Source organism: Thermomonas mangrovi (genome assembly GCF_028201335.1).
In the GTDB taxonomy this organism is placed as follows: domain Bacteria; phylum Pseudomonadota; class Gammaproteobacteria; order Xanthomonadales; family Xanthomonadaceae; genus Thermomonas; species Thermomonas mangrovi.
Genome location: NZ_JAPEVV010000003.1, coordinates 215177 through 240538 on the forward strand (window position 1 = coordinate 215177; position 25362 = coordinate 240538).

The following is a 25362-nucleotide window of genomic DNA, read 5'->3' on the forward strand; positions in this document are numbered from 1 at the left end:
TTAGTGGTCATGGGACGCACCGGACTTTTCGATGTCCGCCTTCACCAGGTAGCTCTGTTCGATCACGACCTGGTCGCCAGCCTTCAACCCATCCAGGATCTCGACGCGCGTTGCATCGCGCTTGCCCAGTGTGACCGGGCGGACTTCGTAGTCGTCGCCCACGCGGATGAACACCACGTCCCAGTCGCGGAACTTCTGCAGTGCCGCCAGCGGCACCACAAGCGAGGTCGGTTGCAGGTCAACGGTGATGCGCGCCTTGACCGCGGATCCCGGTCGCCACTGACCATCGGCGTTGGCGATGGTGGCGCGGGCAACGGTGCTCTGGCTTGCGGTTGCGGTGCCGGGCAGGATCCGGTCGATCACCGTATCGATGGTCATGCCGTCGCTCATGCGGGTGACCTGGACACGGCCACCGGGCTGGATGTGCTGCGCATCGGCACCGAAGATGTGCAGGTCGACCCACAGGCGGCTCAGGTCGGCGATCTCGTAGAGCACCATGCCTTCGCCAGCGACCGCACCCACCGAAGCGTCCCGCGCCACCACCACGCCGGAAAGCGGCGCGGTGATGTTGTAGTTGCTGAGGCTCAGGTTGCTTTCGATCACGGCGAGCGTCTGACCCGCCACGACCCGGTCGCCGACGTTGGCGGACAGCCGACGGATCGGCCCCGGAAACCTCGCGGTGACCTTGGCGCTGCGCCCTTCGACGGGCGTCAGCAGCCCCTGGACCTCGTGCTCGTCGGCGACGATGCCGGCACCCGCCGCCGCTACCTTGATGCCCGACTGCTCGGCGATGGCCTGCGGGATGCGCGTACGCCCTTCATAGCTCTCGTAGGCCCAGCGCAGCGGCTTGCCCTCGATCTCGGCCAGCACTTCCACATCAAAGGAATGGGGCTCACCGACGACGGTGGTAGCCATCAGGCTACCGTCGGCCTGCTGGGCGAGCGTGTGCGATTCCTGCACGTTCCCCAGACGCTTGAGCCTGACCACGACCTTGCCAGCGGTCGCAGGCAGCGCCTCGTCGCCCTTGTACAACCACGCCTGGTACTTCGGGGGCGTGCCGTCTTCCGCGATGGCAAGTTCGACCGAGAAGCCGCCTTGTTGCAGCAGGCGACCGCCATGGCTGCCCTTGGTGGCTTCTTCGGCGTGCTCGCCACCCTCTTCGCCGCCCTCGGCATGCCCGTGTTCGTCCTCGGGGACGTTGCCTCCGCAGGCCGCGAGCATCATTGCGAACAGGATCGATGCGATCCAGCGGTGCAGGTTCATCGATCTTCCCCTTGCTCATTGGTGGCAGGCCCGTCCACGAAGGACTGGCCGGTGAGGCGCTGGATCTCGATCAGCGCGCGCTGTGCGTCCAGGGCAGCGTCCAACTGCTGCTTGCGCGCGAGCGTCCGCTCCGCCTGCAACTGCGCCCACTCCAGGTAACTGATGGCGCCGGCGCGGTAAGCGCGCTCGGCTGCCTTTTCGGCCTGGCCGAGCTTCGGGATCACGTCCCGCCCCAACAGCCGCACTTCCAGTTGGGCGCTGAGGTAGCGGCCGTGGGCTTCGGCCAGGGTGGAATACAGAGCCACATCGGTGGATTCGCGCTCGACTTCCAGCAGCGCCAGTTCCGCCTCGGCGGCCCGGATCTCGGGTTGTGCGCGCGAGCGGCTGCCCAGCGGCATGGAGATGCTCGCCAGGAGTCCGACATCGTTGCCCGCCCGGAAATGCCGGGCACCGACCTCCCAGTTCCAGTCTGGGGTCGCCTGGCTGCGTGCAAGCTGCAAGCGCGCCTCGCGGATGCGCCGCTCGCCCGTGAACTGGGCAATCTCCGGCGTGCGTTCCAACCAGTCGGCCAACTGCGTGAAGGGATCCAGCGCCGGCAGCGCGTAGGGATTCCCGCTCGCCACGGCGAACTGCGGATCACGCTCGCCCCAGAGCGCGGCAAGGTGTTGCCGGGCGCTCTGCTCGCGCTGCAGGGCGCGCGCGCGTTCCAGCTCTGCGCGCGATAGCGCTGCCTCCGCAGCGAACACCACGGACTGCGGGGATGCGCCTGCAGTGAAGCGATGGCGAGCACCCGCAACCGTTCGGCGCCGTTGCTCGATCTCCAGATCGGCGATCTCGCGTTGCCGTTGCACGGCAACCACCGCCAGGTACCGTCGGGCGACTTCGGCCAGCAGGTCCAGCCGCTTGGCCTCGCGCTCGACGGCCACGCCGTCGATCCGGGACTGGGCCAAGGCGCGGCGGGCTTCCAGCTTGCCGCCTCGCTCGAACACCGAGGCCAGAGTGACGGTGGTCTCGGCGCTGTCGAACCCGCTGCGCTCGCCGGTGCCGACCACGTTCTCGATGCCGACACCCAGGTTCAAGCTCGGGCGGAGTTCAGCCCGGTCGAGTTCGGCGGAGAGGACATCGCGCCTGGCATCCACCAAGCGCAGGTTTGGGTGGGCTTGCTGGACGCGGCGAAAGGCATCGTCCAGGGTCATCTTCTCTGCAGCGGTGGCCGGAACGCTGGCCCACAACGCCATCAGACACGCAGCCACGGCTGCGGCACGCATACGCATAAAACTCTCCGGTAGTCAGCACGAACGGACGTGCGCACGACGGCGCACGGCAGGCGTCATGCCGCGATCGGAGGTCTCAGAACGTCGTTGGTGGAAGCCTGGAGGGGAAGCGGTGAAGCTGCGACCAGTGGCGCATCGGAACCAGCGATGGCCAGAAACTGCACTTGCGCAGCCCCTAGGGTGGTCGGCGTCTGCGAGCAGCAGTGGGCGAAGTGCAGCAGCACGTGCATGGCGTCGTTGCTTTCCGGCTCGTTCGGAGCCTGGTCAGCGTGGTGCGCGCCGCTATGGTCGTCCGCATGCGCGGCGACTGCGCTAAGCGACCCGGCGGCGTGGCTCAACTCGTGGACTTCGCCAATAGCCGCAACTAGCGGCTGCACCATCAAGGCAAGCGCCAGCAGCCCGACCCAGACGGTACGGAATGACAGGCGGAAGCGAGCGGTGTGCCGGGGCATCTGCGAATGATAGGCGGTCGCAACCGCGATACACAATTGCACGTTGCATGACGATGTCCGCTTTGGGTCGAAAGCAGACATTCCTCCAGACTTAATCTCTCGAACTAATTCCCGCAAATTGGGCGTTTGCAAACTCGCTCCCCACCTAACACCACTGCTGCTCGCACGGCACGCCATCGCGATCCCCATCCATCTTGGTGTTCGGGCAATGCTGGATGAAGTAACGCGCCTCCTCGCAGGAGCGCATCTGCGAGCAATGCGTGCGGCCATCGCACTGGAAGCCGCCGCCTGAGGCCGCCGGCGCAGCGCGTTCGCCTTCGCGGGGCTTGATCCACGACCGATCCTCGGCCTGCGGTTCCGCCTCCACCTCGGCGAGGCGCGCGGGCGCGGCAACGGGTTCGGCCGGTGCGTCCTGCCTGGACTTGAAATGGTCGAAGCCGACCAGCGCGATCGCGCCGATGGCGACCAGCGCCAGCAAGTCGGTCAGTTTCATGCGTTCCCCGCGGGTGGCCGTGTGCGCACCATCCTGCCCATTGCGCGCCGGCGCGCACCGTTCGGATTGCACACGCGGCGCTGCGCGGCACGCGTCCGCGTGGGCGGGTGGCCTCAGCCCACGGCCGCGGACAAGCGCCAGCCCAGCCCCGACACCCGGCTGGCATGCCGCGACAACGCGGCGGCGATGACCTCGGCGCCGCCGGCCACGTGCAGCGCGGCGCGCGCGCGGGTGATGCCGGTGTAGAGCAGCTCGCGGCTGAGCACGCGGGCGTCCTGGCGCGGCAGCTGCAGCCATACGGTGTCGAACTCGCTGCCCTGCGCCTTGTGCACGGTCATCGCGAAGGCGCTGTCGTGCGCGGGCAGCGCGGCGGGATGGAAGGCGCGGGCGCCGTGGCCGCCGGGTTCGGCGAACCAGGCCAGCAACGCGCCCTCGGCATCAGGCAGGCAGATGCCGACGTCGCCGTTGAACAGGCCGTGGCGATAGGTGTTCTCGGTGACCAGCAGCAGGCGCCCGGGGTACCACGCGGGCGGGCTGCCGATGCGGCGGCCGGAGAGCGCGGCCTCGATCCGCGCGTTGAGGCCACGCGCGCCGTGCGGGCCTTCGCGCAGGGCGGTGAGCAGGCGCAGGCGCTGGGTCTGGCGCAGGGCGACTGCGGGATCGGTGGCGGCGGCCAGCGCGCGGAAATGCGCGAGCAGGCCGAGCGCGGGGTCCTGCAACGGGTCGGCGTCGGCCTCGTGGCGATGCACGTTGGCGAGCTGGCCGGGGCGCAGCAGGTCGAGGGTGCGGGCGGCATCGCCGGCGCGCACGGCCTCGGCCAGCGGCGCCAGTTGCAGGCTGTCGTGCTGGCGCCAGCCGCGGCGCAGGTGGACGCGGTGGCCGTGCAGGCCGGCAGGCGCGTCGGCCAGGCGCGGCGCATCGCCGAGCAACGGCTGCAGTGCGTCGGCATCGTCGGGGCGCAGGGCCTCGCCCGCGCCGGCGGCCTCGAGGATGGCGGCGAGCACGTCGCCGGCTTCCACCGAGGGCAGCTGGTCGGGGTCGCCCAGCAGGATCAGTTGCGCGCCATCTGGCACGGCCTCGGCCAGCTTGCACATCAGCGGCAGGTCGACCATCGAGGCTTCGTCCACCACCAGCAGGTCCAGCGGCAGCGGATGGCCGGCATGGTGGCGGAAGTCGGGCGACTCCGGGATCACGCCGAGCAGGCGATGCAGGGTGCTGGCGCCGGTGGGCAGCGCGTCGAGCAGGCCGTCGTCGATGCCGAGCGCGCGCAGGCCCTGCGCGGCCTGGCGCAGGCTCTCGGCCATGCGGTCGGCGGCGCGGCCGGTGGGCGCGGCCAGTGCGATCCGCGGCGGCGCGACAGCGTCGGCGCGCGCCTGAGCGATGCGCAGTACCAGCAGGCGCGCGATGGTGGTGGTCTTGCCGGTGCCGGGGCCGCCGGTGACCAGCAGCAAGGCGCGACGCAGGGCCAGCGCGGCGGCGCGGGCCTGGGCATCGTCGTGCTGCTCACCCCTCTCCCGGCGCTGCGCGCCACCCTCTCCCTCAAGGGGAGAGGGGAAGATCTGCGCGAACAGCGGCGCGATGGCGTCGAGGCCGGTGCCTGCCATCGGGTGTGATGCGATGCGGCGCAACTGCAGCGCGAGCCGGCGTTCGTATTCGCGGTAGCGGCGCAGGTAGAGCAGGCCGTGCTCGAGCACCAGCGGCGCGCTTGCGGCTGGGGCTTCCGGCGTGTCCGGGGTGGCGACGAAGCGCGAGGCCGCGAGCTGCGCGATCCACGCATCGGCCTGCGGCCAGGCGACATCGGCATCCACCAGGCGGCGCGGGTTGGCGGGATCGAAGCCGGCATGGCCCTGCGCGACGGCAAGGGAAGCCAGCGCGGCGGCGGCCAGCACGTCGTCGTGGGTGTCGGGATCCAGCCGTCGCAGGCTGTGCGCCAGCGCGTCGTCGAGCGGGCGCAGCGCCTTGAGCCGGTTGAGTTCGCGCAGCAGGCTCATGCGGCGGCCTCCCCCGGCGGCAGGCCGAACAGCGCGTCCAGCGCATGGATCAGCGCGGGCGCGAAGCGTTGCGCGTGCAGGCCGGCGCCGTCGTCGCGCGCGGCATCCAGCCCGCGGCAGAACAGGTAGCGGATGCCGCCGAAGTCGCGCGCGTAGTCGTAGCCGTCGCCGAGGCGGAAGCGCAGCCAGCGATGCAGGGCCAGGGTGTAGAGCAGCGCCTGCAGGTCGTATTCGCTGTGCTGCATCGCGCGCTGCAGGCTGCCGGCGTCGTACGCGGGCAGGCGGTTGGACTTGTAGTCGAGCACGTACCAGCGGCCATCGTGGCGGTAGGTCAGGTCGATGAGGCCGGTCATCAGCCCGTCCAGCCGCTGGCGCAGGCCGAAGCCGTGGCGCTCGCGCACCACGCCATGCGCATGCAGCAAGGCGAGCAGCGCGTCCACGCGGGTGGGCTGCAACGAGAACTGGAATTCGATTTCGGCGCGACGCTCGCCGTCCGGCAGGTCGCACAGGCGCAGGCCTTCCGGCAGCGGCACGGTCAGGGTATGGCCGATGAGCCGCGTGGTCAGCGCGATGCCGTCGTCCAGCACGTCCTCCGCATAGCCTTCCGCGCGCAGCGCCCCGGCGATCACGCGCGCTTCGTCGGCGGGCGCGGCGTCGCCTTCGCGCCAGTCGCGCCAGGCCGCGAAATCGGCATGTTCGAACGCGGCGTGCAGGGCCACGCCGTAACGGTTGCCGGCGAAGCGCGGATCGTCGATGCGCGTCTCGCCCGCCTCATCGTCGGGAGCCTCCGGTTCGTCGTTGCCACCGGCCACCGGCAGGGTCGCGGCGCTGGCGGTGTCGAGGCCGGCATCGGCCTTCGCCAGCTGGCTGAAGCTATGCACCCACCAGTCGGTGGCGAGCCGGCGCAGCACCGGGCGCGCGGCCGGCACCGGCGCATCGTCCTGCACCGGCAGGCGCGGGAGCGCGGTGGGCGGCTCGCTCGCATCGAACACCACGCCAGCCCCGGCCAACGCGGCTTGATCGCGCAGCAACGGGTGCAGCGCGGTCTTGTCGGCGTTGTAGAACGCACCGCTGGCCAGCCACAGCGCATGCCGCGCGCGGGTCAGCCCGACGTACAGCAGGCGCGCCTGCTCGGAGGTTTGCTCGCGCTTCCACGCCTCCTGGGCGGCCGCCCAGCCGGCCTCGGGCAAGGCCTCGAACTTCCAGTGCAGGCGGCGCCCCGCGTGCTGGTCGTGCACGCTGCAATAGCGGCCCGGCGATGGCGTCTTGCCGCCGATGCCGATGAACGGCAGGAACACCAACGGATACTCCAGGCCCTTGCTCTTGTGCAGGGTCACGATCTGCACGCGGCGTGCGTCGGACTCCAGCCGCAGCAGCTGCGCCTCGTCGTTCGCGTCGGCACGGGCGATGCGGCGCGCCAGCCATTCGGCCAGGCCCTGCAGGCCCAGCGCCTGGCGTTGCGCGTCCTGCAACTGCTCGGCCAGCTGCAGGTAGTTGCTGACCCGGCGTTCGCCATCCAGCAGGCCGAGCAAGCGTTCGGCCTGCGCGGCGCAGAGGTCGCCGACCAGTGCCAGCGGCCCGCCGCTGCGCAGGCGGTCGCGCCAGTGCTGCGCCTGCAACTGCCAGGCGCGATGCGCGTCGCCGTCGCGGTCGAGTGCGTCGATCGCCGCGGCATCCTCGCCGACCAGCACGGTGGCTAGCGCGGCGCGCAGGCGGCCATCATTGCCACCATGCAGCAGGGCGAGCAGCAGCACCTGCAGCTCGCGCGCCTCGGCGGTGGCGAACAGGCTCTGCTTGCCGGCCGCGACTGCGGGGATGCCGGCCAGCGCCAACGCCTGCTGCACGCGCGTGGCCTCGTGGTGGGTGCGCACCAGCACCGCGATGTCGCCCGGCTGCACCGGCTTGCCTTCGATTCGTGCGTCGCGGTTGCGGGCCTGCGACAACACATCATGGATGGCGGCGACGCAGGCGCGGGTGGCCAGCGCCCGTGCTTCGCCCGCGCGCCACGGCTTGCGCTTGCCCTGGTCGTCCGTCGGCGGCGGTGGCGCCTGCCACACGGTCAGCGCGGGCGCAGGCAGCCCATCGCGGAGGAAATCGGCATCGCTGCGATTGCCGCCGGGCACCACCGGATGGAAGGCGATGTCGGGATCGCGCGACAGCATGTCGCCGGCATTCGCGTACAGCGCGGCGAGCGCGGCGAGCAGCGCCGGCCGCGAACGGAAGTTCTCGCGCAGGTCGGGCGCGTGCGCGGCGGCCGCGCTGGCGGCGAGGTAGGTGTGCACGTCGCCGCCGCGGAAGCCGTAGATCGCCTGCTTGGGATCGCCGATCACGAACAGCGTCGGCGCCGGGCTGCCGCGGCCGAACACGCGGTCGAAGATCCGCCACTGGCGATCGTCGGTGTCCTGGAATTCGTCGACCAGGGCGACCGCGTACTGCGCGCGCAGCGCCCGCGCGAGCACCTCGCCGCCGGCGCCGTCGAGCGCGGCGGCGACCCCGGCGATCAGGTCGTCGTAGCCCTGCACGCCGCGCTGGTGCTTGAGCCGGGCCACGCGCGCGCGGCCTTCGTCGCGCAGGCGGTGCAGCAAGGCGGCGCGGCGACGGGCGAGCCAGGCCTCCATCGCATCATCCGCCGTGCACCACGCCGCAAGCGCATCGAACAATGGCGATGCGGGAATTTGCGCGGCCTGGCCTTCCTTGCAGTAATCGCGCAGTTGGGCCGGCAACAGCTTTTGCAGATGCGTCTTGTCGGTGCGTGGCCAACGCCCGGTGGCGCGCCCGCGGTCCAACTCCTCGAACGCCTTGTCGAAACTTGGCCGACGCGCGCGGCGACCATCGAAGACCTTGCCGTCGAAGGCGCGCGCGATCCGCTTCCGCGCGTCTTCGCCGTGCATCTCGATGGCCTCGACGAGCGTGGCAGACGCCGCGCCCAGCACCGGCGTCGGGTCGTGCGCGGGCAACGCCGCCGGCGGCAGCACCACCGGCGCCTGCAGCAGCGCCGGCAGGTCGCGCGCGAGCTCGTCGTGGCCGTTCGGCCACAGCGCCGCCAGGTCCTCCACGGTGGTCGCGTCCTGCGCATGCACGCGCCACAGGTCGGCGGCGACTTCGGCGTACAGCTCGCGATCGTTGGCCAGCAGCTCCGGCGCATCGAAGCCCTGACCGGCGTCCAACGCATGCTCGCGCAGCACCCGCGCGCAGAAGCCGTGGATGGTGTGGATCGCGGCGAGGTCGATCTCCAGTACGGCCTGGCGCAGGCGTCGCCGCAGCGCCGCCAAGTCCTCGCCGCTGGACGCGCGATGGCGCTGCAGCAAGGCATGGGTCAGCGCGGCCTCGGCGCCGTCGTCATCGTTCGGCGCGCTATCCAGCAGGCGCAGGGTCAGTTGCAGGCGCTCGCGGATGCGCTTGCGCAATTCCTGGGTGGCGGCCTCGGTGTAGGTGACCGCGAGCACCTGGCCGATGCGCAGGCCGCGCTCGACCACCAGCCGCACCACCAGGGTGGCGAGGGTGAAGGTCTTGCCGGTGCCGGCGCTGGCCTCGATCCGCTGCACGCCGGCCAGCGGCAGCACGAGGTAGGGATCGGGCGCGCTCATGCGGCGTCCTCCGCCTCGTCGTCGTCCGGCAGGTCGACGTGGCCGAGCGCGATCGGCTGCGGCTGGCCGTCCTGCACCGCACCGAACACGATGCCGGCGATCCGCGCGAAGTCGCGCAGGGCCTCGCCGTCGGCGAACGGGTCGCGGCCGCGCAGCGCCAATCGCAGCGCGTCGTCGGCGCCCTCGGCCCAGCCGCCGTCGTCGCGGCCACGCCACTGCTTCATCGCCGCGTCGATCGCACGCCCCGGGTCGTCGCGCCGTTCGAACAGCGTCCAGCCGGCGTACGGCGCGAACGGCAGCGGCCGGCGCAGGCCTTCGCGCCACAGCGCGAGCAGGGCGCGCAGCGCGTCGCGCGCGGCCTCGGGCGACAGCGGGTCGCGCGCGAATGGCCCGATGCCCGCGTCCGCGGTGTCATGGAACTCGACGAAGGGCGCGTCGACCTCGGCCGCGCGCAGCAGCAACCAGTCCAGGCCGGTGCGGATCACCGACGGCCCGTTCGGCATGCCGATGCGCAGCCGCGCCACGCCCGGCGCGTACACGTCGGCGATGCGGCCGTGCAGGCGCAGGCCGTCGAGGTCGACCTCCAGCACCCGCGACGCCGCACTGTCCGCGCCGCGCCAGCGCGCGAACGCAGCGACGTAGGGCGCGACCTCGGCGACCAGCGCGTCCAGCGCGTGTCGCCCGGCCGGCCCGGCCGGCAGCAGCCCGCGCGCGCGCAACCGCGCCTGCAATGCATCGATCCCGTCGCCGTCCAGCAGGCGCGCGAACACCGCACGCTGCAGGCGCGATCGCTGCATCCCGCGCGAGGGCACCTGCAGCGGTTCGAGGTCGTCGCCGGCGTCGTCGGCGTCGGGCAGGCGCAGCTGCAGGCGCTCGCGCAGGAAGCGCGCGGCCGGCGCCAGCAGGAAACGGCGCAGCGCATCCAGCGACAGCGAGGCCTCCTCGCCTGCCGGCGCGGCGAGCGCCTGCGCGGCATCGCTCCACGGCGCCAGCGCGCTGCGCGCGCCCGACAAACGCCCGGCGGCCGGGTGCCACTGCGCGCGATAGCTGAAGAGGCGCGCATCCTCGCTGCCGAATGCGGCCGGCGAGAACGGCTGCAGCGGATGGTGCAGCACCAGCGCCTCCGTCGCAGCGGCGGGATCGGCGTGCTGCGCGGCCGCGGCGGCCAGCAATTCCGAGACCAGCACCGAGGGCTCGCGCGCGCTGCCGTCGCGCGGGTCGGCGCCGAGCCAGCTGACGTGGAATACGTCCTGCGCGGAAGCGAACAGCTGCAGGAACAGGAAGCGGTCGTCGTCGCGCGTCGAGCGATCGCCATGGCGCCGCTCCGGCGTGCCCTGCGTGGCGGTGAGGCGGTTGAGCCCGGCGGCGGGATCGCGGCGCGGGAAGTCGCCGTCGTTCATGCCGAGCAGGCAGATCGCGCGGAACGGCAGGAGCCGCATTGGCACCATCCGCGCGAAGCTGACCCCGCCGGTGAGCAACGGGGCGCGGGTGTCGGCCTCGCCCAGCACCGCGGCGAAATGCGCACGCACCACCTCGGGCGGCACCGCGGCCTCGTAGTCCGCGCGCTGCGCCTGTTGCGCGAAGCCATCGACCAGGCCGCGCAGGCGGTCCAGCGCACGCTGGCCCTGCGCGGTCGCCGGCGGTACCGGCAGCACCCGCTCGAGCATGGCCAGCAGCGCCTCGCGCCAGCGCGCCGGCGGCATCGCCTCGCCGAGTACGCGCGCCTGCCGCGCCAGTTCGCGCAGCAGGCGCAGCAGGCGGTCGAGCGCATCCAGCGCACTGCCTTCCAGCCCGATCCACGGCGCAACCTGGCGATCGCCCGCGCCGGCGACCTCGGCCTCGTCACCGCTGGCATGGCCCAGCAGCAGGCGGTCCAGCGCGAATTGCCAGGTCCAGCCATCGTCGGCGGGCGCGCCCTGTTGCGCACGGTGCGCCGCATCCAGTCCCCAGCGCGCGCCTGCCTCGCGCAGCCAGCCGCGCAGGCGCTCGATGTCGTCGGCCTGCAGGCCATTGGCCTCGGCCAGCGGCGGGCTGGCCAGCAGGTCGAGGATTTCCTCCAGCCCGAAGCGCGACAGCGGCAGCCCGAGCAGGCGCAGGAACACGTCGGCCAGCGGTTCGTCGGCGAGCGGACTCGCGTCGGCCAGCGCGTAGGGGATTGGATGGCGTTCGCCCTGCCCGCCGAACACCGCATCCAGGTAGGGCACGTAGGGATCGATGTCCGGGGCCAGCACCGCGATCTCGCGCGGCTGCAGCGGCGGGTCGAAGCGCGTGTCCTCGAGCAGTCCGCGCAGGCGGTCGTGCAGCACCTGCAGTTCGCGCAGCCGGGTATGGCAGGCGTGGAACTGCAGGCTGGTGTCGTCGGCCTGGACCTCGGCGCGCAACGGCGTGGCCGGCGTTGCGCGGCGATGGAACAGGTCGCCCTGCAGGCGGCGCAGCAGGCTGTGCTGCATCAAGTCCGGGCGGTCGTCGTGCCTGCTGTCCTGCGGATCGATGTAAGCGGCGAACTCGCCCGAGGGATGCACCACCTCGTAGCTGCCGAGCAGGGCCATGAAATCGCGGCCCGCCGCGCCCCAGTCGCGCAGCAGCGGGTTCTCGTCGGCATCGCCGGCGAACGGATCCTCGCCCGCGCGCAAGCGCGCGCCGAGCGATTGCAGGTCGCCCCAGTACGCGCGGCTCGGGGTGGGCAGGTAGAAATGCAGGGTGCCGACGCGCGCCTGGGTGGCGAGCACGCGCAGCACGTCGGGCGAGATGTTGAGGGTGGCGAAGGCGAACAGCCGCGCCGGCAGGCCGGCGGGCAGCGCGTCGCCGTCGCCGAAGCGCGCGAGGTAGGCCTGGATCCGCCGTGCGCGATGTCCGCGGCCGCCCGCGACCGCGCGCCACAGGATCGCCTGCGGATCGTCCGGGTCGGCGCCGCCGTCCCAGCGCAGCAGCCAGTCGCGTCGCCAGGCCTGGTATTTCTCGAAGACGCCGGCGAGTTCGCCGGCCAGCGCCCAGCGCCGTGCGGCATCGTCGTCGTGCAGATAGCCCGCGAGCGTCGCCATCGCCGGCAGCGCCATCAGCCGTGCATCGGCGAGCGCGGCGTACAGCCGCCAGCGCAGGCCGGCGGCGTCGAGTTCGTCATCGGCCTTGCCGAGGTTCGCGTCCAGCGCGCGGGCGACGAATTCGCCGGGGGTCAGGAACGCGATGTTGGCGGCGATGCCGTGGCGCGCGGCCAGTGTCGCCTGCAACCAGCGCCGCATCGCCACCTGCGGGATCAGCACGGTGTCCAGCTGCAGCAGCGACTGCCCGGGCACGTTGTCGCGCAGGGCTTCGGCCAGCAACCCCGCGAGCACGTCGAGCGCGTTCGAGTGGTAGAGGCGGAAGTCGGGCGCGGCGCTCATCGGTGCCGCATTGTGCCGGAGCCCGGTCGCAGGGTTGGAGACCGCCGCCCGCGCGCCGCGCGACAAAGACGAAGGCCGCCTTGCGGCGGCCTTCGGAGTGGCCCGTTGGATGCGATCGGCCGTGTCGCCACGTGTGCGGCGTGCCACCGCAGGCCACGGAGGGTCGGGAGCGGCGGATCGCCGTCCCCTGGTGCGGCTTACTTAGCGGCCGTCGCGGTCCGCGTCGCCCGGCATCGCGCGCTCGATGTGGTGCCAGCCATCGCGCACCGCGCCCTTGGCTTCGCTCCACGCCAGGCGGGAGTCGGCCTTGGCTTCGTTCCAGTTGCGCTCCAGGGTGTTCTCGACGTCCTCGAAGCGCTGGCCGCGGTACTGGCCGTAGGTGTCGTAGCCGTACTGGTAGGCCGGCTTGTAATCGCGCCACTCGCTGCCGCCGACGTAGTACGGGGCGGAGGTGTAGTTCTTCTCGAAGTAGTTGTTGTACTCGGTCGGGTTGACCGCCTCGGCCACCGCGCCGCCGCCCTTGGCGCCGAGCGCGCCGCCGGCGATCGCGCCGACCACGGTACCGACCGGACCGGCCATCGACCCCACTGCGGCGCCCGCGACCGCACCCGCGACCGCGCCCGTGCCTTCACCGATGCTGTGATCCTTCTTGATGTCGCTCATGTCCTGCTCCTTGTGTGGGGTTGATCCGGGACCTCGTGTCCGGGACGTGCCCACCTTGCGCGGCGCGGCGTCTGCGCCGGGTCAAGGAGTCGTGCAGGCCGTCTTCGCACTCATGAACGCGTCAGGCAGGTGAATGCGCGCGTGGCGTGCGATCACGCCTCGTCGGCGTCGCCGTCGCTGCCGCCGAGCAAGTGCTGCGCGTCGGTGCCGGGCAGCGATTCCACGCCCTTGAGCTTCTTTTCGATCTGGCGCGTGCGCACGCCGGCCTGCTTGAGGCTGTTCTGCACGGTGTCGAGCTGGCCATGCGCCTTCTCCAGCACCGTGGCGAACTTGCCGAATTCGTTCTTGACCGCGCCGAGCAGCCGCCACACCTCGCTCGAGCGCTGCTCGATGGCCAGCGTGCGGAAGCCCATCTGCAGGCTGTTGAGCAAGGCGGTGAAGGTGGTCGGCCCGGCGATGACCACGCGGTGTTCGCGCTGCAACGCATCGATCAGGCCGGGACGACGGATGGTTTCCGCGTACAGGCCCTCGGTCGGCAGGAACATCAGCGCGAAGTCGGTGGTATGCGGCGGCACCACGTATTTCTCGCTGATCGACTTGGCCTGGATCCGGATCGCGCGCTCCAGTTGCGCGCCGGCGCTGCGCACGCCGTCCACGTCGCTGCGTTCCTGCGCATCCAGCAGGCGCTCGTAGTCCTCGCGCGGGAACTTGGCGTCGATCGGCAGCCACACGTGCACGTCGTCCTCGCCGCGACCGGGCAGGCGCACCGCGAAATCCACCGCCTCGTTGCTGCCCGGGCGCACCCGCACGCCGCGCGCGAACTGCTCGCCGGTCAGCACCTGGTCGAGGATGCCCCCCAGCTGCACTTCGCCCCAGCCGCCGCGGTCCTTGACGTTGGTCAGCACGCGCTTGAGGTCGCCGACGCCGGCAGCCAGCGACTGCATTTCGCCGAGGCCGCGTTGCACCGCCTCCAAGCGCTCGGACACCAGCTTGAAGGACTGGCCGAGCCGCGTCTCCAAGGTGGCATGCAGCTTTTCGTCGACGGTTGCGCGCATCTGCTCGAGCTTGGCCGCGTTGTCGGCCTGCAGCGCCTGCAGCTGCTGCTCCAGGGTGGCGCGCACCTGGGCCAGGCCGAGCTCGTTGCGCTGCGCGAGCTCGCGCACCTGCTGGCCGAGGCTGTCGGCGAACTGCTGCTGGCGGGTCGCCAGTTCCAGGCGTGCCTTGTGCGCATCGTCGTTCAAGGCGCTGCGCAATTCGTCGAGCCGCGCGTCGGTGCGCTGGGTGAGGTCGACGAGGTGCCGGCCGAAGCCGTCGATGCGGTGTTCCTGCTGCCGCGACAGGCTTTCCAACTGCTCGCGCAATTCACCACGGCCCGCGCGCTGCTCCTCGCGCAGCAGGTCCGCAAGCGCATCGCCCGGGCGACGACGCAGGGCCGCGAACTGCAGGCCGAGGATCGCCAACGCGGCCAGCAGCAACAGGACCAGCAACAGGGTGTTCGTCTCCATCCCGCCAGTGTAGCGAGCGCCGTCGCAGGCGCTGCGACCTCGACGCCGCGATGGCATCCCCCGGCGTATGCTCGCCGCTCCCCACCAACAGGAGCGACGCGATGACGACCCATTCCGGCAGCTGCCATTGCGGACAGGTCGCGTTCGAGGTCGAGGGCGAGATCACGGGCGGGGTGTCCTGCAACTGCTCGATGTGCCAGCGCAAGGGCTCGCTGCTGTGGTTCGTGCCGCGCACGGCCCTGCGGGTCGCCTCCGGCGAGGACGCGCTGGCCACCTACACCTTCAACAAGCACGTGGTGCGCCACCGCTTCTGCCCGACTTGCGGGATCCACCCGTTCGGCGAGGGCGTCGGCCCGGATGGCACCGCGATGGCCGCGATCAACCTGCGCTGCATCGAGGGCATCGACCTCGAGGCCGTCCCGGTCACCCATTACGACGGCCGCGCCCGCTAGGCGGGTCCGGGTCAGGCGGTGGCCACCCCGAACAGGTGGCCGATCAGCGCGGTCGCACCCTGCGCCAACGCCCCCCAAAAGAGCACGCGCAAGGCGCCCTTGACGCCGCCGCCACCGGCAATGCGCTCGGCGATGTAACCGAGCACCGCGAGCAACACCAGCGTGCACGCGACGATGCCCGCGGCCAGTCCGGGCCCCGGCCAAAGCCAGGCCAGCAGCACCGGCGGCAATGCGCCCGCGGTGAACGCCGCGGCCGAGGCCAGCGCGGCCTGCACCGGGCGCGCCCGCAAGTGGTCCTGGATGCCGAGCTCGTCGCGCAGGTGGGTGGCCAGGCTGTCGTGACGGGTGAGCTGCACCGCCACCTCGCGCGCGAGAGAAGACTCCAGCCCGCGGCGTTCGTAGATCTCGGCGAGCTCCGCAAGCTCGGTTTCCGGATGGTCGCGCAGCGCATCCGCCTCGCGCCTGGCATCGGCCGCTTCCGCATCGGACTGCGAGCTCACCGACACGTACTCGCCCGCGGCCATCGAGAACGCACCCGCGGCCAGGCCGGCGACGCCGCTGAGCAGGATCGCGCCGGGCGCCGCCTGCGCGGTGGCCATGCCCAGCACCAGGCTGCCGGTGGAGATCAGGCCGTCGTTGGCGCCCAGCACCGCGGCGCGCAGCCAGCCGGCGCGCTGGCTGCGATGCGATTCGATGTGTTCGTGCAATGCGTCCATCAGTCGAGCACCCGGCAGAACACGGCCTTCAGATAGCGCGATTCCGGCACCTGCGCCAGCCACGGGTGGTCCGGGCCGGCGCCGGCGACCTTCAGCACCTGCACCGTGCGGCCGGCGTAGAACGCGGCGCGGCGCAGCATGTCGAGGAACTGGTCCTCGCTGACCAGCCCGGTGCAGCTGTAGGTGGCGAACAGCCCGCCGGGCTTGACCACGCCCAGCGCCAGCTTGTTCATGTCGAGGTACTTCTTCAGCGCGTTGATCACCTGTTCGCGGTCGCGGGTCATCTTCGCCGGGTCCAGGATCACCACGTCGAAGCGCTCGCCGTTGTTCCCGGCATCGCGCAGCCACGGGAAGATGTCGGCCTGCACGAAGCGCGGCTTGCGGCCGCCGATCAGCGTCGTGTTGAGGTAGGCGTTCTCCTTCGCGATCTCGATCACCGCCGCGTCGATGTCGATGCCGACCACCTCGCTGGCGCCGCGCGCCGCCGCGTACACGCCGAAGCCGCCGGTGTTGCAGCACAGGTCGAGCACGCGCTTGCCGGCGCACTGCCGCGACAGCCATTCGCGGTTCTCGCGCTGGTCGGCGAAGAAGCCGGTCTTGTGCGCGCCCGCCGGGTCGGCGCGGAAGCGCAGCCCGTGCTCGGTGACGATCGCCGGCGCGGTGCCGTGGGTGTCCTTGTAGTCGAAGCTCTCCTGCTTCTGCACGTGCTCGTCGGCGAAGCTGTGGAAGCGGGAGCCGGGGAAATGCTCGCGCAGCGCGTCGAAGATCACCGCGCGATGCCGCCACGCGCCGGCGCTGAAGAACTCGACCACCAGCAGGTCGTCGTAGCGGTCCACGACCAGGCCGCTGATGCCGTCGCCCTCGCTGTGCACCACCCGCCAGGCGTTGGACACCTCGTCCAGCTTGAGGATCTCGCGGCGCAGGCGCACCGCCTCGCCGATCTTGCGCACGAACCAGCCGCCGTCGACGGCGATGTCGGGGTCGCGCTCCAACATGCGCAGGGCGATGCGCGAGTGGCCGTTGTAGAACCCGCGGCCGATCCAGGCGCCGTCCACGCCGACCACCTCGACGATGCTGCCCGGCTTGGGGCGCTGCGCGGGCTTCTCGACCAGGCGCTGGAAGATCCACGGATGGGTGGAGTTCCACGCATTCTTCAGGCGGACGACGGGCAGGGGTTCGGTCATGACGGTTGCGAGCGGTTCGCATTGACGGCGCCTTCACGCCTGGCCCATCATTGTCGCCCAAGAAGGGGAGTAACTCCGCGCACGTCGTCGTCATTACGGGCCCGCTGCCAGCAGCGCACAGCCCCGGCGCCGTGGCAGGCCAACCGCCTGTGAGTGAGACCTTCGCCGCCAGGCGAAGCGCGCTCACCCTCTTTGCATCCCGCAAGGACGCGCCCGCCGGCCGACGACGGTGGATTGCGCATGGAAACGATCGGTTCTCCCCTCCTGTGGCTGGTGTTCGGCGTGGTGGTCGCCGCCGCGCTGCTGGTCGACCTGGTGCTGATGCGCCATGGCGGCCCGCACAAGGTGACGTTCAAGGAAGCGGCCTGGTGGAGCGTGGGCTGGGTCGCGCTGGCGCTGGCCTTCAACGCCTGGCTGTGGTGGTACAGCGGCCAGCAGCTCGGCCCCGACGCCGGCAACCGCATCGGCATGGAATTCCTGACCGGCTACCTGGTCGAGAAGTCGCTGGCGGTCGACAACATCTTCGTGTTCCTCATGATCTTCACCTACTTCGCGGTGCCGGAGGAGCAGAAGCAGCGCGTGCTGGTGATCGGGATCATTGCTGCCATCGTGCTGCGCGCGATCCTGATCTTCGCGGGTGCGCTGCTGCTGGCGAAGTTCCACTGGATCCTCTACGTGTTCGGCGCGTTCCTGCTGCTGACCGGCATCAAGATGATCATGGCCGCGGGCAAGGCGCCGGACCTGGAGAAGAACCCGCTGCTGCGCTGGCTGACCGGGCACGTGCCGATGACCCGCGGCTACCACGGCAGTGCGTTGTCGATCCTGCAGGACGGCAAGCGGCTCTACACCCCGCTGTTCATCGTGATCGTGATGATCGGCATCACCGACGTGATCTTCGCGGTGGACTCGATCCCGGCGATCTTCGCGATCACCGAGGATCCGTTCATCGTGCTGACCTCGAACGTGTTCGCGGTGCTCGGCCTGCGCGCGATGTTCTTCCTGCTGCAGGGCATGGCCGACCGCTTCCACCTGCTGCCCTATGGGCTGGCCCTGGTGCTGATGTTCATCGGCGCGAAGATGCTGCTGATCGACGTGTACAAGATCCCGATCACGGTCTCGCTGGGCGTGGTCGCGGCGACCATCGGCGCGACGATCGCGTTGAGCATGCTGCGGCCGCAGGCGTCGCCGCCCGCCGGCCACGGCTGACCGCGCGGGGCGCCTTGCATTCGCAGGCACGGCGCCCCACCTCGGCTGCATGCCACCGCCCGCGACCCCCGACACGCAATCGCAGCAGGACCGGCGCCGGTTGCGTGGCGCGTTCAACGCCAGCCTCGGCTTCGTGCTGCTGCTGGCGGCCTGCTTCGCCGCCCAGCATGCCTTCGACTGGACCTTCCTGAGCGTCACCCCGGGCTCGGCGGCCGGGCTGCTGGGCCTGCTCGGCGCACCGCTGCTGCACGGCTCGGCGGGACACCTGCTGGCCAACAGCTCGGCCTTGTTGATGCTGGGCACGCTGGCGCTGACCGCCTTCCCCAAGGCCACGGTGCGCGCCCTGCCGCTGCTGTGGCTCGGCTCCGGGCTCGGCGCCTGGCTGCTCGGCCAGCCCGGTTCGCACCACCTCGGCGCCAGCGGCGTCACCCATGGGCTGATGTTCCTGGTGTTCGTGCTCGGCCTGCTGCGCCGCGACCGCGCCGCGATCGCCGCCGGCATGCTCGCGTTCGCGTTCTACGGCGGGATGCTGATGACCATCCTCCCGCGCGAGGCCGGGGTGTCCTGGGAATCGCACCTCGGCGGCGCGCTCGCGGGGGTGCTGGCCGCCTTCCTGTTCCGCCGCAGCGACCCCGCGCCGCCGCGCCGCAAGTACAGCTGGGAGATCGAGGAGGAACTGGCGCGCGAACAGGCGGCGCGCGAGCGCGACATGTACGAACCCGATGCCCCGCGCGAGGTGCCGGTGCTGTGGCAGCGCGACGCCGGGGAAGAACCGCGCGGCAAGGTGCTGCCGTTCCGCCGCCCCGGCGAATGAACTACTTGCCGGCCAGCACCGCCGCGCCCAGCTGGCGGTCGTGCCAGCGCGACAGCAGGAGCAGCGATGTCGCCGCGCCGCACAGGCACAGGAACATGTCCCACTGCGTGTCCCACGGGTCGCCCTGGGTGGCGAGGAAGGCGTCGGCATCCGCGCCGTAGACCAGCGCCGCCCACCATTCGATCAGTTCGAAGAACGCGGAGAAGCTCAGCGCGGCGGCCAGCACCAGATACGCCAGCCAGCCGCCGCGGCGCAGCGGGGTCAGGCGCAGCAGCAGCTCGCGGGCGAGGATCGCCGGCACGAAGCCCTGCATCCAGTGCCCCAACCGGTCCCACGGATTGCGCGCGGTGCCCAGCAGGTCCTGCAGCCAGAACCCCAGCGGGGTTTGCGCGTAGGTATGCGCGCCGCCGTGGACCAGCACCAGCGCGTGCAGGAACAGCAGCCAGCACAGCAGGCGGGTCAGCGGGAAGCGATCCCACTTCCATGCGACCAGCGCCAATCCGGCCATCGCCCACACGGTTTCCAGCAGCCAGGTCAGGCGATCACCGGCAATGGCGAAGGACGCCGCCAGCGCGAGCACGGTCGCGCCGGCCAGCAGCCAGCGCTCGCGGCGGGTGGGCGGGACGGCGATGCGGGGGGTGTCCATCGCGCGATGCTAGCGCCTGCATTGGGCCGCCGTTGCGGAAGCGCGCATTAAGCTGCGCCCTCGCCCGCCGGCGACCCCGTCCCGCCTTCGCCCCGAGACCGCCCCCGATGCCCCGCGCCTTCGCCGCCGCCCTGCTCGCCAGCCTGCTTGCCGCCTGCGCCAGTGCCCCCGAGGTGCGCGCGCCGGTCAGCGTGGTCGCCAGCACGCCGCCGCCGGTCAAGGTCGGCATCGCCCTCGGCGGTGGCGCGGCCAAGGGCTTCGCCCACATCGGGGTGATCAAGATCCTGGAGGCCAACGGCATCACGCCGGCGGTGGTGTCCGGCACCAGCGCCGGCAGCGTGGTCGGCGCGCTCTACGCCAGCGGGATGGATGCCTACGCGATGCAACAGAAGGCGTTCGCGCTGGACGAATCGCGGATCCGCGACGTCAGCCTGTTCTCCGGCGGCGTGGTTAAGGGCCAGAAGCTGCAGGACTACGTCAACGAACTGGTCGACGGGCGCCGCATGGAGCAGATGCGCAAGCCGTTCGCGGCGGTCGCGACGCGGCTGGAGGATGGCCAGCGCACGGTGTTCGTGCGCGGCAACACCGGGCAGGCGGTGCGCGCCTCGAGCTCGATCCCGGGCGTGTTCGAGGCGGTCGCGATCGGCAAGGCGCATTATGTCGATGGCGGGGTGGTCAGCCCGGTCCCGGTCGATGCCGCGCGCGAGCTCGGCGCCGACTTCGTCATCGCGGTCGACATCGGCAGCAAGGCCGACGGCATCGCCAGCCCGGCGAGCATGGTCGGCAACGTCAACCAGAGCATCAAGATCATGGGCCAGAAGCTCGGCGCGCAGGAACTGGCGCGTGCCGACATCGTGATCCGGCCGAAGGTCAACGACATCGGCGCCGCCGACTTCGCCCAGCGTAACCGCGCGATCCTGGAAGGCGAGCGCGCCGCGCAGGCCGCGCTGCCGCAGATCCGCGCGCGCCTGGCCGCGATGCGCGATGCCCGCCTGGCGCAGGCGAGGCAAGCCGCCGAGGCGGAAGCCGCGCGCCAGCGCGAGGCCGAGCGCAAGACGCGCTGCGCCGCGCAGCAGGGCTGGCTCGACGTGCTGCGCCGCGACCCCGACTGCCGCGGCGGCTGAGCGCGATCAAGCCGCGGCGATGGCGCGGGCGTAAACTCTGGGCATGAACGCCAAGCCCGCCCGCCTCGAGAACATCGTCACCGACAAGGGCAAGGTCCCGGTCTACGCCACCGGCGTGGTGGACCAGCCCTGGGACGACTACAGCGACGTCGACCACGGCGTGTGGAAGGCGCTGTACCAGCGCCAGCGCGAGATCCTGGTCGGCCGCGCCTCGGACGAGTTCCTGCAGGCGCAGGACATGATGGGCATGAGCCCGGACCGCATCCCGCGCTTCGCCGAACTCAACGCCGTGCTCGAGGCCGCGACCGGCTGGACGATCGTCGGCGTCGAAGGACTGCTGCCCGAACTCGATTTCTTCGAGCACCTGGCCAACCGCCGCTTCCCGGTGAGCTGGTGGATCCGCCGCCCGGACCAGCTGGACTACATCGAGGAACCGGACCTCTTCCACGACCTGTTCGGGCACGTGCCGCTGCTGATGATCCCGGCCTTCGCCGACTACATGCAGGCCTACGGCCGCGGCGGGGTCAAGGCGCACGGCATCGGCGCGGACGCGCTGGCCAACCTCACCCGCCTGTACTGGTACACGGTCGAGTTCGGCCTGATCCGGCAGCACGACGGCCTGCGCATCTACGGCAGCGGGATCGTGTCCAGCAAGGGCGAATCGATCCACTGCCTGGAGAGCGCGGCGCCCAACCGGATCGGCTTCGACCTGGAGCGGATCATGCGCACCCGCTACCGCATCGACAGCTACCAGAAGACCTACTTCGTGATCGACAGCTTCGAGCAGCTGATGGACGCGACCCGCCCCGACTTCACCCCGATCTACGCGCGGGTGGCGACCCAGGGCGCGATCCCGGCCGGCGACGTGCTCGATTCCGACCACGTGTACCAGCGAGGCAGCGGCGAGGGCTGGCCCACCGACGGCGACGTCTGAGGCGCATGCTCAGGCGGGTCGGCGCACGTCCCCGCCGAGTCGCCGGTACAACGTGCTGCGACTGACCCCGAGCCGACGCGCGGCCTTCGCCACGTTGCCGTCGCAGGCTTCGACCGCGGCGCGCATCGCCGCCAGTTCGAGCGCATCGAGCGCTGCTGCCGGCATCCGCACGGGCTCGACGTGCCCCGCGGCCGGCGGTTGGCGGAGATAGGCCGGCAGCGCATCGATCCCCACCTCGCCGCCGGGTTCCGACAAGGCCGCGAGGGTCCGCAGGCACGAGACCAGCTGCCGCATGTTGCCCGGCCAGTCGTAGCCGGTCAGCAATGAGAGGGCGGGCTCGGCGAGGCGACGCCCGCTGCCGATCCGCGCCCACAACGCTTGCACGACCTCCGTGCGCGCGGCGCGCTCGCGCAGCGCGGGCAGGCGGACCACGTGGTCGCAGATCCGGTAGTACAGGTCGGCGCGGAAGCGCCCTTCCTCGATCGCTGCCTGCAGGTCGCGATGGGTCGCGCATACCAGCGCGAAGTCCAGTGGCACCGGCTTGCCCCCGCCGAGCGGCGACAACTCCCGCTCCTGCAGGACGCGGAGCAGGCGCGGCTGCAGCGCCAGTGGCATGTCGCCGATCTCGTCGAGGAACAGCACCCCGCCGTCGGCCTGCCGCAACAGGCCCTGGCTGCCCTGCTTGCGCGCACCGGTGAAGGCGCCGCTCTCGTAGCCGAACAGCTCCGCTTCGATGAGTCCTTCCGGCAGTGCCGCGCAGTTCACCGCCACGAAGGGCTTGCCGGCCCGCGCGCTGCGCCGGTGCAACTCGCGCGCGAACACTTCCTTGCCGCAGCCGGTCTCACCCTGCAGCAGGACCGCGATGCCGGCGTCCAGCACGCGCCTGGCTCGGTCGAGTTCCAGGTCCTGGGTGGCGTCGAACAGGGGATCGCCAGGCCGGCTGGCCGCCGACACGGTGATCGCAGCGGGTACGCGCGCGCGCCGCGCGCGGGTGGGCGCATCCACGTGCCCGTACAGCGCGCGGCCGAAGCGATCGAGCAACATGCCGTCGTCCCGCAGCCGCGACAACGCATCACCGAACAGGCTCTCCCAACTGGCGCGCCCGAGTTCGTGGCGCTCCAGCCCGAACAGATCCAGCCCCGCGCGATTGGCTGCCACCAGGCGTCCATCGCGGAAGGCCAGCAACCCTTCGCGCGCGCTGCCCAGCAGGGCGCGGTCGCGATGGACGCGCAGCAGCTCGCACTCCGGGAGGCCTTCATCGAAGAAGCGGTGTTCGATGTTGGCCACGGCCAGCCTCGCCAGCCCGAGCGCGTGCACCTGCGCGATGGCGGCATCGCCCGAGATGTCCAGCACGCCGACCAGTTGGCCGCGGGGGTCGAAGATCGGCGCCGCCGCGCAATTGAGGATGCGGTTGGCGGCGGCGTAATGTTCGCCGCCGCGGACCTCGACGGCGTGCCCTTCCGCGATCGCCGTGCCGATCGCGTTGGTACCCACCCGGGCCTCGTTCCAGCAGGCGCCCGGCATCAGCGCCACCCGTCCGGCCTTGTCGAGGAAGACGGTGCTGCCGGCGGCGTCGAGGATCCAGCCGTCGGCGTCGGTGAGGATCGCGATGCTCCCGGTCGTGGCGGCGTCGCTGGCGAGCATCTCGATCTCGGCGCGCGCGAGTCGCCAGAGGCGCTCGTGTTGTTCGCGCATCTCGCGCAGGCGCGCATCGCCGACCGGTTCGATCGCCGGACGACGATCGGCGGCCAGGCCGAGGGAACGGCAGCGCCGCCACGACTGCAGGATCGCATTGGGAAGCTGTCCCACCGGCGCGCCGCCTTGCTCGAAGAAGGCGCGGCGGGCATGCGCGAGATCGGGGTTGCGGGTCGGTGGCGCGTGGCCCATCGGAGTGCCTCCTGGCGATGTGTCGCAATTTGCGACAGCGCGATCGCCTGCTGTCCCGATACACAACACGGCATTGCGACACCCTGCAACGATTTTCGATGCTGCGCTGCGGGACGTTTCTTGCGCAATGCCTGTCCTCATGCGCGTCCACGCGATGACGCACCGCAACAGCACGAGGTGGCACGCGGCCTGCGCCAGCAGCAGTACCCGCACCGGGTCCACATCCACGCACGGAGTCCCGCATGAACGCAGTCGCCTCGCCCCGCCCGCAAGCCGTCGATCCGTCCTCGATCTTCAAGACCCGCTACGACAATTTCATCGGCGGCCAGTGGGTGGCGCCGGTCGGCGGGCAGTACTTCGAGGACACCAGCCCGATCACCGGCAAGGTGATCACCGCCGTCGCGCGCTCGCAGGCCGCCGATGTCGAGTTGGCGCTGGATGCCGCGCATGCGGCCAAGGACGCCTGGGGCAAGACCAGCACGACCGCGCGCGCCAACATCCTCAACAAGATCGCCGACCGCATCGAACAGAACCTCGAGCTGCTCGCGCATGCCGAAACCTGGGACAACGGCAAGCCGATCCGCGAAACCCTCAACGCCGACATCCCGCTGTGCGCTGACCATTTCCGCTACTTCGCCGGCGCGATCCGCGCGCAGGAAGGCGGCATCTCCGAGATCGACCACGACACCATCGCCTACCACTTCCACGAACCGCTGGGCGTGGTCGGCCAGATCATCCCGTGGAACTTCCCGCTGCTGATGGCCTGCTGGAAGCTGGCGCCGGCGCTGGCGGCGGGCAACTGCGTGGTGATGAAGCCGGCCGAGCAGACCCCGGCGAGCATCCTGGTGCTGCTGGAAGTGATCGGCGACCTGCTGCCGGACGGCGTGCTCAACGTGGTCAACGGCTTCGGGCTGGAGGCGGGCAAGCCGCTGGCATCCAGCAACCGGATCGCCAAGATCGCCTTCACCGGCGAGACCACCACCGGCCGGTTGATCATGCAGTACGCCAGCCAGAACCTGATCCCGGTGACGCTCGAGCTGGGCGGCAAGTCGCCGAACATCTTCTTCGCCGACGTGATGGCGGAGGACGACGATTTCCTCGACAAGGCGATCGAAGGCTTCGTGCTGTTCGCCTTCAACCAGGGCGAGGTCTGCACCTGCCCGAGCCGCGCGCTGGTCCAGGAATCGATCTACGAGCGGTTCATGGAGAAGGTGCTCGCGCGTGTCGCGGCCATCAAGCAGGGCAATCCGCTCGACCCGAACACCATGGTCGGCGCGCAGGCCAGCAACGAGCAGCTGGAGAAGATCCTCAGCTACATCGACATCGGGCGGCAGGAAGGGGCCGAGGTGTTGATCGGCGGCGAGCAAAACGTGCTCGACGGCGAACTGGCCGGCGGCTTCTACGTCAAGCCGACCGTGTTCAAGGGCCACAACCGGATGCGCATCTTCCAGGAGGAGATCTTCGGACCCGTGGTGTCGGTCACGACGTTCAAGGATGAGGCAGAGGCGTTGCAGATCGCCAACGACACGCTCTATGGCCTCGGGGCCGGCGTGTGGAGCCGCGACGCCAACCGCCTGTACCGAATGGGCCGCGCGATCCAGGCCGGCCGCGTGTGGACCAACTGCTACCACGCCTATCCGGCGCACGCAGCGTTCGGCGGCTACAAGCAGTCCGGCATCGGCCGCGAAAACCACCTCGACATGCTCAACCACTACCAGCAGACCAAGAACCTGCTGGTGAGCTATTCGCCGAAGGCACTGGGCTTCTTCTGACCGGCGCCCGCCATCCCCG

Annotated in this window: 19 protein-coding genes; 6 read left to right on the plus strand and 13 right to left on the minus strand. The window is 71.0% G+C overall.

The features are described 5' to 3' along the window. From ON759_RS07545 to ON759_RS07585, 9 genes are all read right to left on the minus strand, one after another. A complete protein-coding gene (locus tag ON759_RS07545; RefSeq protein ID WP_425608459.1) occupies nucleotides 1-1263 on the minus strand; it encodes an efflux RND transporter periplasmic adaptor subunit in 1263 nt (420 codons plus the stop codon). Beyond that, complete coding sequence (locus ON759_RS07550; protein ID WP_271679753.1) at nucleotides 1260-2537, minus strand: TolC family protein; 1278 nt, start codon at nucleotides 2535-2537, stop codon at nucleotides 1260-1262. Before ON759_RS07550 ends, ON759_RS07545 begins: the two co-directional genes overlap by 4 nt. Nucleotides 2538-2593: 56 nt before the next feature. After that, the gene (locus ON759_RS07555; protein WP_271679754.1) at nucleotides 2594-3070 is read right to left on the minus strand and encodes a hypothetical protein; all 477 of its coding nucleotides are present in this window, start codon (nucleotides 3068-3070) and stop codon (nucleotides 2594-2596) included. A 64-nt stretch (nucleotides 3071-3134) separates the two neighbouring features. Further along, complete coding sequence (locus ON759_RS07560) at nucleotides 3135-3482, minus strand: excalibur calcium-binding domain-containing protein (protein WP_271679755.1); 348 nt, start codon at nucleotides 3480-3482, stop codon at nucleotides 3135-3137. Between the two features lie 113 nt (nucleotides 3483-3595). Next, complete coding sequence (gene recD / locus ON759_RS07565; RefSeq protein ID WP_271679756.1) at nucleotides 3596-5473, minus strand: exodeoxyribonuclease V subunit alpha; 1878 nt, start codon at nucleotides 5471-5473, stop codon at nucleotides 3596-3598. Next, nucleotides 5470-9060, minus strand: a complete 3591-nt coding sequence (locus tag ON759_RS07570) for a UvrD-helicase domain-containing protein (protein ID WP_271679757.1) — start codon at nucleotides 9058-9060, stop codon at nucleotides 5470-5472. The genes recD and ON759_RS07570 overlap by 4 nt, the downstream gene beginning before the upstream one ends. Next, nucleotides 9057-12440, minus strand: a complete 3384-nt coding sequence (gene recC / locus ON759_RS07575) for an exodeoxyribonuclease V subunit gamma (RefSeq protein WP_271679758.1) — start codon at nucleotides 12438-12440, stop codon at nucleotides 9057-9059. The genes ON759_RS07570 and recC overlap by 4 nt, the downstream gene beginning before the upstream one ends. A 201-nt stretch (nucleotides 12441-12641) precedes the next feature. Next, nucleotides 12642-13103, minus strand: a complete 462-nt coding sequence (locus ON759_RS07580; protein WP_271679759.1) for a glycine zipper domain-containing protein — start codon at nucleotides 13101-13103, stop codon at nucleotides 12642-12644. A 152-nt stretch (nucleotides 13104-13255) separates the two neighbouring features. Then, on the minus strand, nucleotides 13256-14608 hold the full coding sequence (locus ON759_RS07585) for a DNA recombination protein RmuC (protein ID WP_271679760.1): 1353 nt from the start codon (nucleotides 14606-14608) through the stop codon (nucleotides 13256-13258). Nucleotides 14609-14709: 101 nt separating this feature from the next. On the opposite strand from ON759_RS07585, the gene ON759_RS07590 reads away from it, so the two are divergent. Further along, nucleotides 14710-15060, plus strand: a complete 351-nt coding sequence (locus ON759_RS07590; RefSeq protein ID WP_271679761.1) for a GFA family protein — start codon at nucleotides 14710-14712, stop codon at nucleotides 15058-15060. 11 nt (nucleotides 15061-15071) lie between these two features. On the opposite strand, the gene ON759_RS07595 is transcribed toward ON759_RS07590, so the two are convergent. Together ON759_RS07595 and ON759_RS07600 are read right to left on the minus strand one after the other, a co-directional pair. After that, the gene (locus ON759_RS07595) at nucleotides 15072-15776 is read right to left on the minus strand and encodes a VIT1/CCC1 transporter family protein (RefSeq protein ID WP_271679762.1); all 705 of its coding nucleotides are present in this window, start codon (nucleotides 15774-15776) and stop codon (nucleotides 15072-15074) included. Beyond that, nucleotides 15776-16960, minus strand: coding sequence for a class I SAM-dependent rRNA methyltransferase (locus ON759_RS07600; RefSeq protein WP_271679763.1), 1185 nt, complete (start codon nucleotides 16958-16960; stop codon nucleotides 15776-15778). The genes ON759_RS07595 and ON759_RS07600 overlap by 1 nt, the downstream gene beginning before the upstream one ends. A gap of 240 nt (nucleotides 16961-17200) precedes the next feature. Between ON759_RS07600 and ON759_RS07605 the strand changes: the two genes are divergently transcribed. Both ON759_RS07605 and ON759_RS07610 read left to right on the plus strand, forming a co-directional pair. Further along, nucleotides 17201-18166 carry a TerC family protein gene (locus ON759_RS07605; protein ID WP_271679764.1) on the plus strand — a complete coding sequence of 322 codons (966 nt, stop codon included), beginning with the start codon at nucleotides 17201-17203 and terminating at the stop codon, nucleotides 18164-18166. A 49-nt stretch (nucleotides 18167-18215) separates the two neighbouring features. After that, nucleotides 18216-18980 carry a rhomboid family intramembrane serine protease gene (locus ON759_RS07610; RefSeq protein WP_271679765.1) on the plus strand — a complete coding sequence of 255 codons (765 nt, stop codon included), beginning with the start codon at nucleotides 18216-18218 and terminating at the stop codon, nucleotides 18978-18980. A gap of 1 nt (nucleotide 18981) precedes the next feature. On the opposite strand, the gene ON759_RS07615 is transcribed toward ON759_RS07610, so the two are convergent. Continuing rightward, a complete protein-coding gene (locus ON759_RS07615; protein WP_271679766.1) occupies nucleotides 18982-19626 on the minus strand; it encodes a DUF2238 domain-containing protein in 645 nt (214 codons plus the stop codon). Nucleotides 19627-19733: 107 nt separating this feature from the next. On the opposite strand from ON759_RS07615, the gene ON759_RS07620 reads away from it, so the two are divergent. Together ON759_RS07620 and phhA are read left to right on the plus strand one after the other, a co-directional pair. Then, nucleotides 19734-20750, plus strand: a complete 1017-nt coding sequence (locus ON759_RS07620; RefSeq protein WP_425608460.1) for a patatin-like phospholipase family protein — start codon at nucleotides 19734-19736, stop codon at nucleotides 20748-20750. Between the two features lie 43 nt (nucleotides 20751-20793). After that, nucleotides 20794-21684 carry a phenylalanine 4-monooxygenase gene (phhA, locus tag ON759_RS07625; protein ID WP_271679767.1) on the plus strand — a complete coding sequence of 297 codons (891 nt, stop codon included), beginning with the start codon at nucleotides 20794-20796 and terminating at the stop codon, nucleotides 21682-21684. A gap of 9 nt (nucleotides 21685-21693) precedes the next feature. On the opposite strand, the gene ON759_RS07630 is transcribed toward phhA, so the two are convergent. Next, a complete protein-coding gene (locus tag ON759_RS07630) occupies nucleotides 21694-23571 on the minus strand; it encodes a sigma-54-dependent Fis family transcriptional regulator (RefSeq protein WP_271679768.1) in 1878 nt (625 codons plus the stop codon). A gap of 242 nt (nucleotides 23572-23813) precedes the next feature. On the opposite strand from ON759_RS07630, the gene adh reads away from it, so the two are divergent. After that, nucleotides 23814-25343, plus strand: coding sequence for an aldehyde dehydrogenase (gene adh / locus ON759_RS07635; protein ID WP_271679769.1), 1530 nt, complete (start codon nucleotides 23814-23816; stop codon nucleotides 25341-25343). The last annotated feature ends 19 nt before the right edge of the window (nucleotides 25344-25362 follow it).

Coding starts and splice junctions, on each gene's coding strand:
- ON759_RS07545 (WP_425608459.1), bottom strand. CDS start 1,263: ATGAACCTGCACCGCTGGATCGCATCGATCCTGTTCGCAATGATGCTC.
- ON759_RS07550 (WP_271679753.1), bottom strand. CDS start 2,537: ATGCGTATGCGTGCCGCAGCCGTGGCTGCGTGTCTGATGGCGTTGTGG.
- ON759_RS07555 (WP_271679754.1), bottom strand. CDS start 3,070: ATGTCTGCTTTCGACCCAAAGCGGACATCGTCATGCAACGTGCAATTG.
- ON759_RS07560 (WP_271679755.1), bottom strand. CDS start 3,482: ATGAAACTGACCGACTTGCTGGCGCTGGTCGCCATCGGCGCGATCGCG.
- recD (WP_271679756.1), bottom strand. CDS start 5,473: ATGAGCCTGCTGCGCGAACTCAACCGGCTCAAGGCGCTGCGCCCGCTC.
- ON759_RS07570 (WP_271679757.1), bottom strand. CDS start 9,060: ATGAGCGCGCCCGATCCCTACCTCGTGCTGCCGCTGGCCGGCGTGCAG.
- recC (WP_271679758.1), bottom strand. CDS start 12,440: ATGAGCGCCGCGCCCGACTTCCGCCTCTACCACTCGAACGCGCTCGAC.
- ON759_RS07580 (WP_271679759.1), bottom strand. CDS start 13,103: ATGAGCGACATCAAGAAGGATCACAGCATCGGTGAAGGCACGGGCGCG.
- ON759_RS07585 (WP_271679760.1), bottom strand. CDS start 14,608: ATGGAGACGAACACCCTGTTGCTGGTCCTGTTGCTGCTGGCCGCGTTG.
- ON759_RS07590 (WP_271679761.1), top strand. CDS start 14,710: ATGACGACCCATTCCGGCAGCTGCCATTGCGGACAGGTCGCGTTCGAG.
- ON759_RS07595 (WP_271679762.1), bottom strand. CDS start 15,776: ATGGACGCATTGCACGAACACATCGAATCGCATCGCAGCCAGCGCGCC.
- ON759_RS07600 (WP_271679763.1), bottom strand. CDS start 16,960: ATGACCGAACCCCTGCCCGTCGTCCGCCTGAAGAATGCGTGGAACTCC.
- ON759_RS07605 (WP_271679764.1), top strand. CDS start 17,201: ATGGAAACGATCGGTTCTCCCCTCCTGTGGCTGGTGTTCGGCGTGGTG.
- ON759_RS07610 (WP_271679765.1), top strand. CDS start 18,216: ATGCCACCGCCCGCGACCCCCGACACGCAATCGCAGCAGGACCGGCGC.
- ON759_RS07615 (WP_271679766.1), bottom strand. CDS start 19,626: ATGGACACCCCCCGCATCGCCGTCCCGCCCACCCGCCGCGAGCGCTGG.
- ON759_RS07620 (WP_425608460.1), top strand. CDS start 19,734: ATGCCCCGCGCCTTCGCCGCCGCCCTGCTCGCCAGCCTGCTTGCCGCC.
- phhA (WP_271679767.1), top strand. CDS start 20,794: ATGAACGCCAAGCCCGCCCGCCTCGAGAACATCGTCACCGACAAGGGC.
- ON759_RS07630 (WP_271679768.1), bottom strand. CDS start 23,571: ATGGGCCACGCGCCACCGACCCGCAACCCCGATCTCGCGCATGCCCGC.
- adh (WP_271679769.1), top strand. CDS start 23,814: ATGAACGCAGTCGCCTCGCCCCGCCCGCAAGCCGTCGATCCGTCCTCG.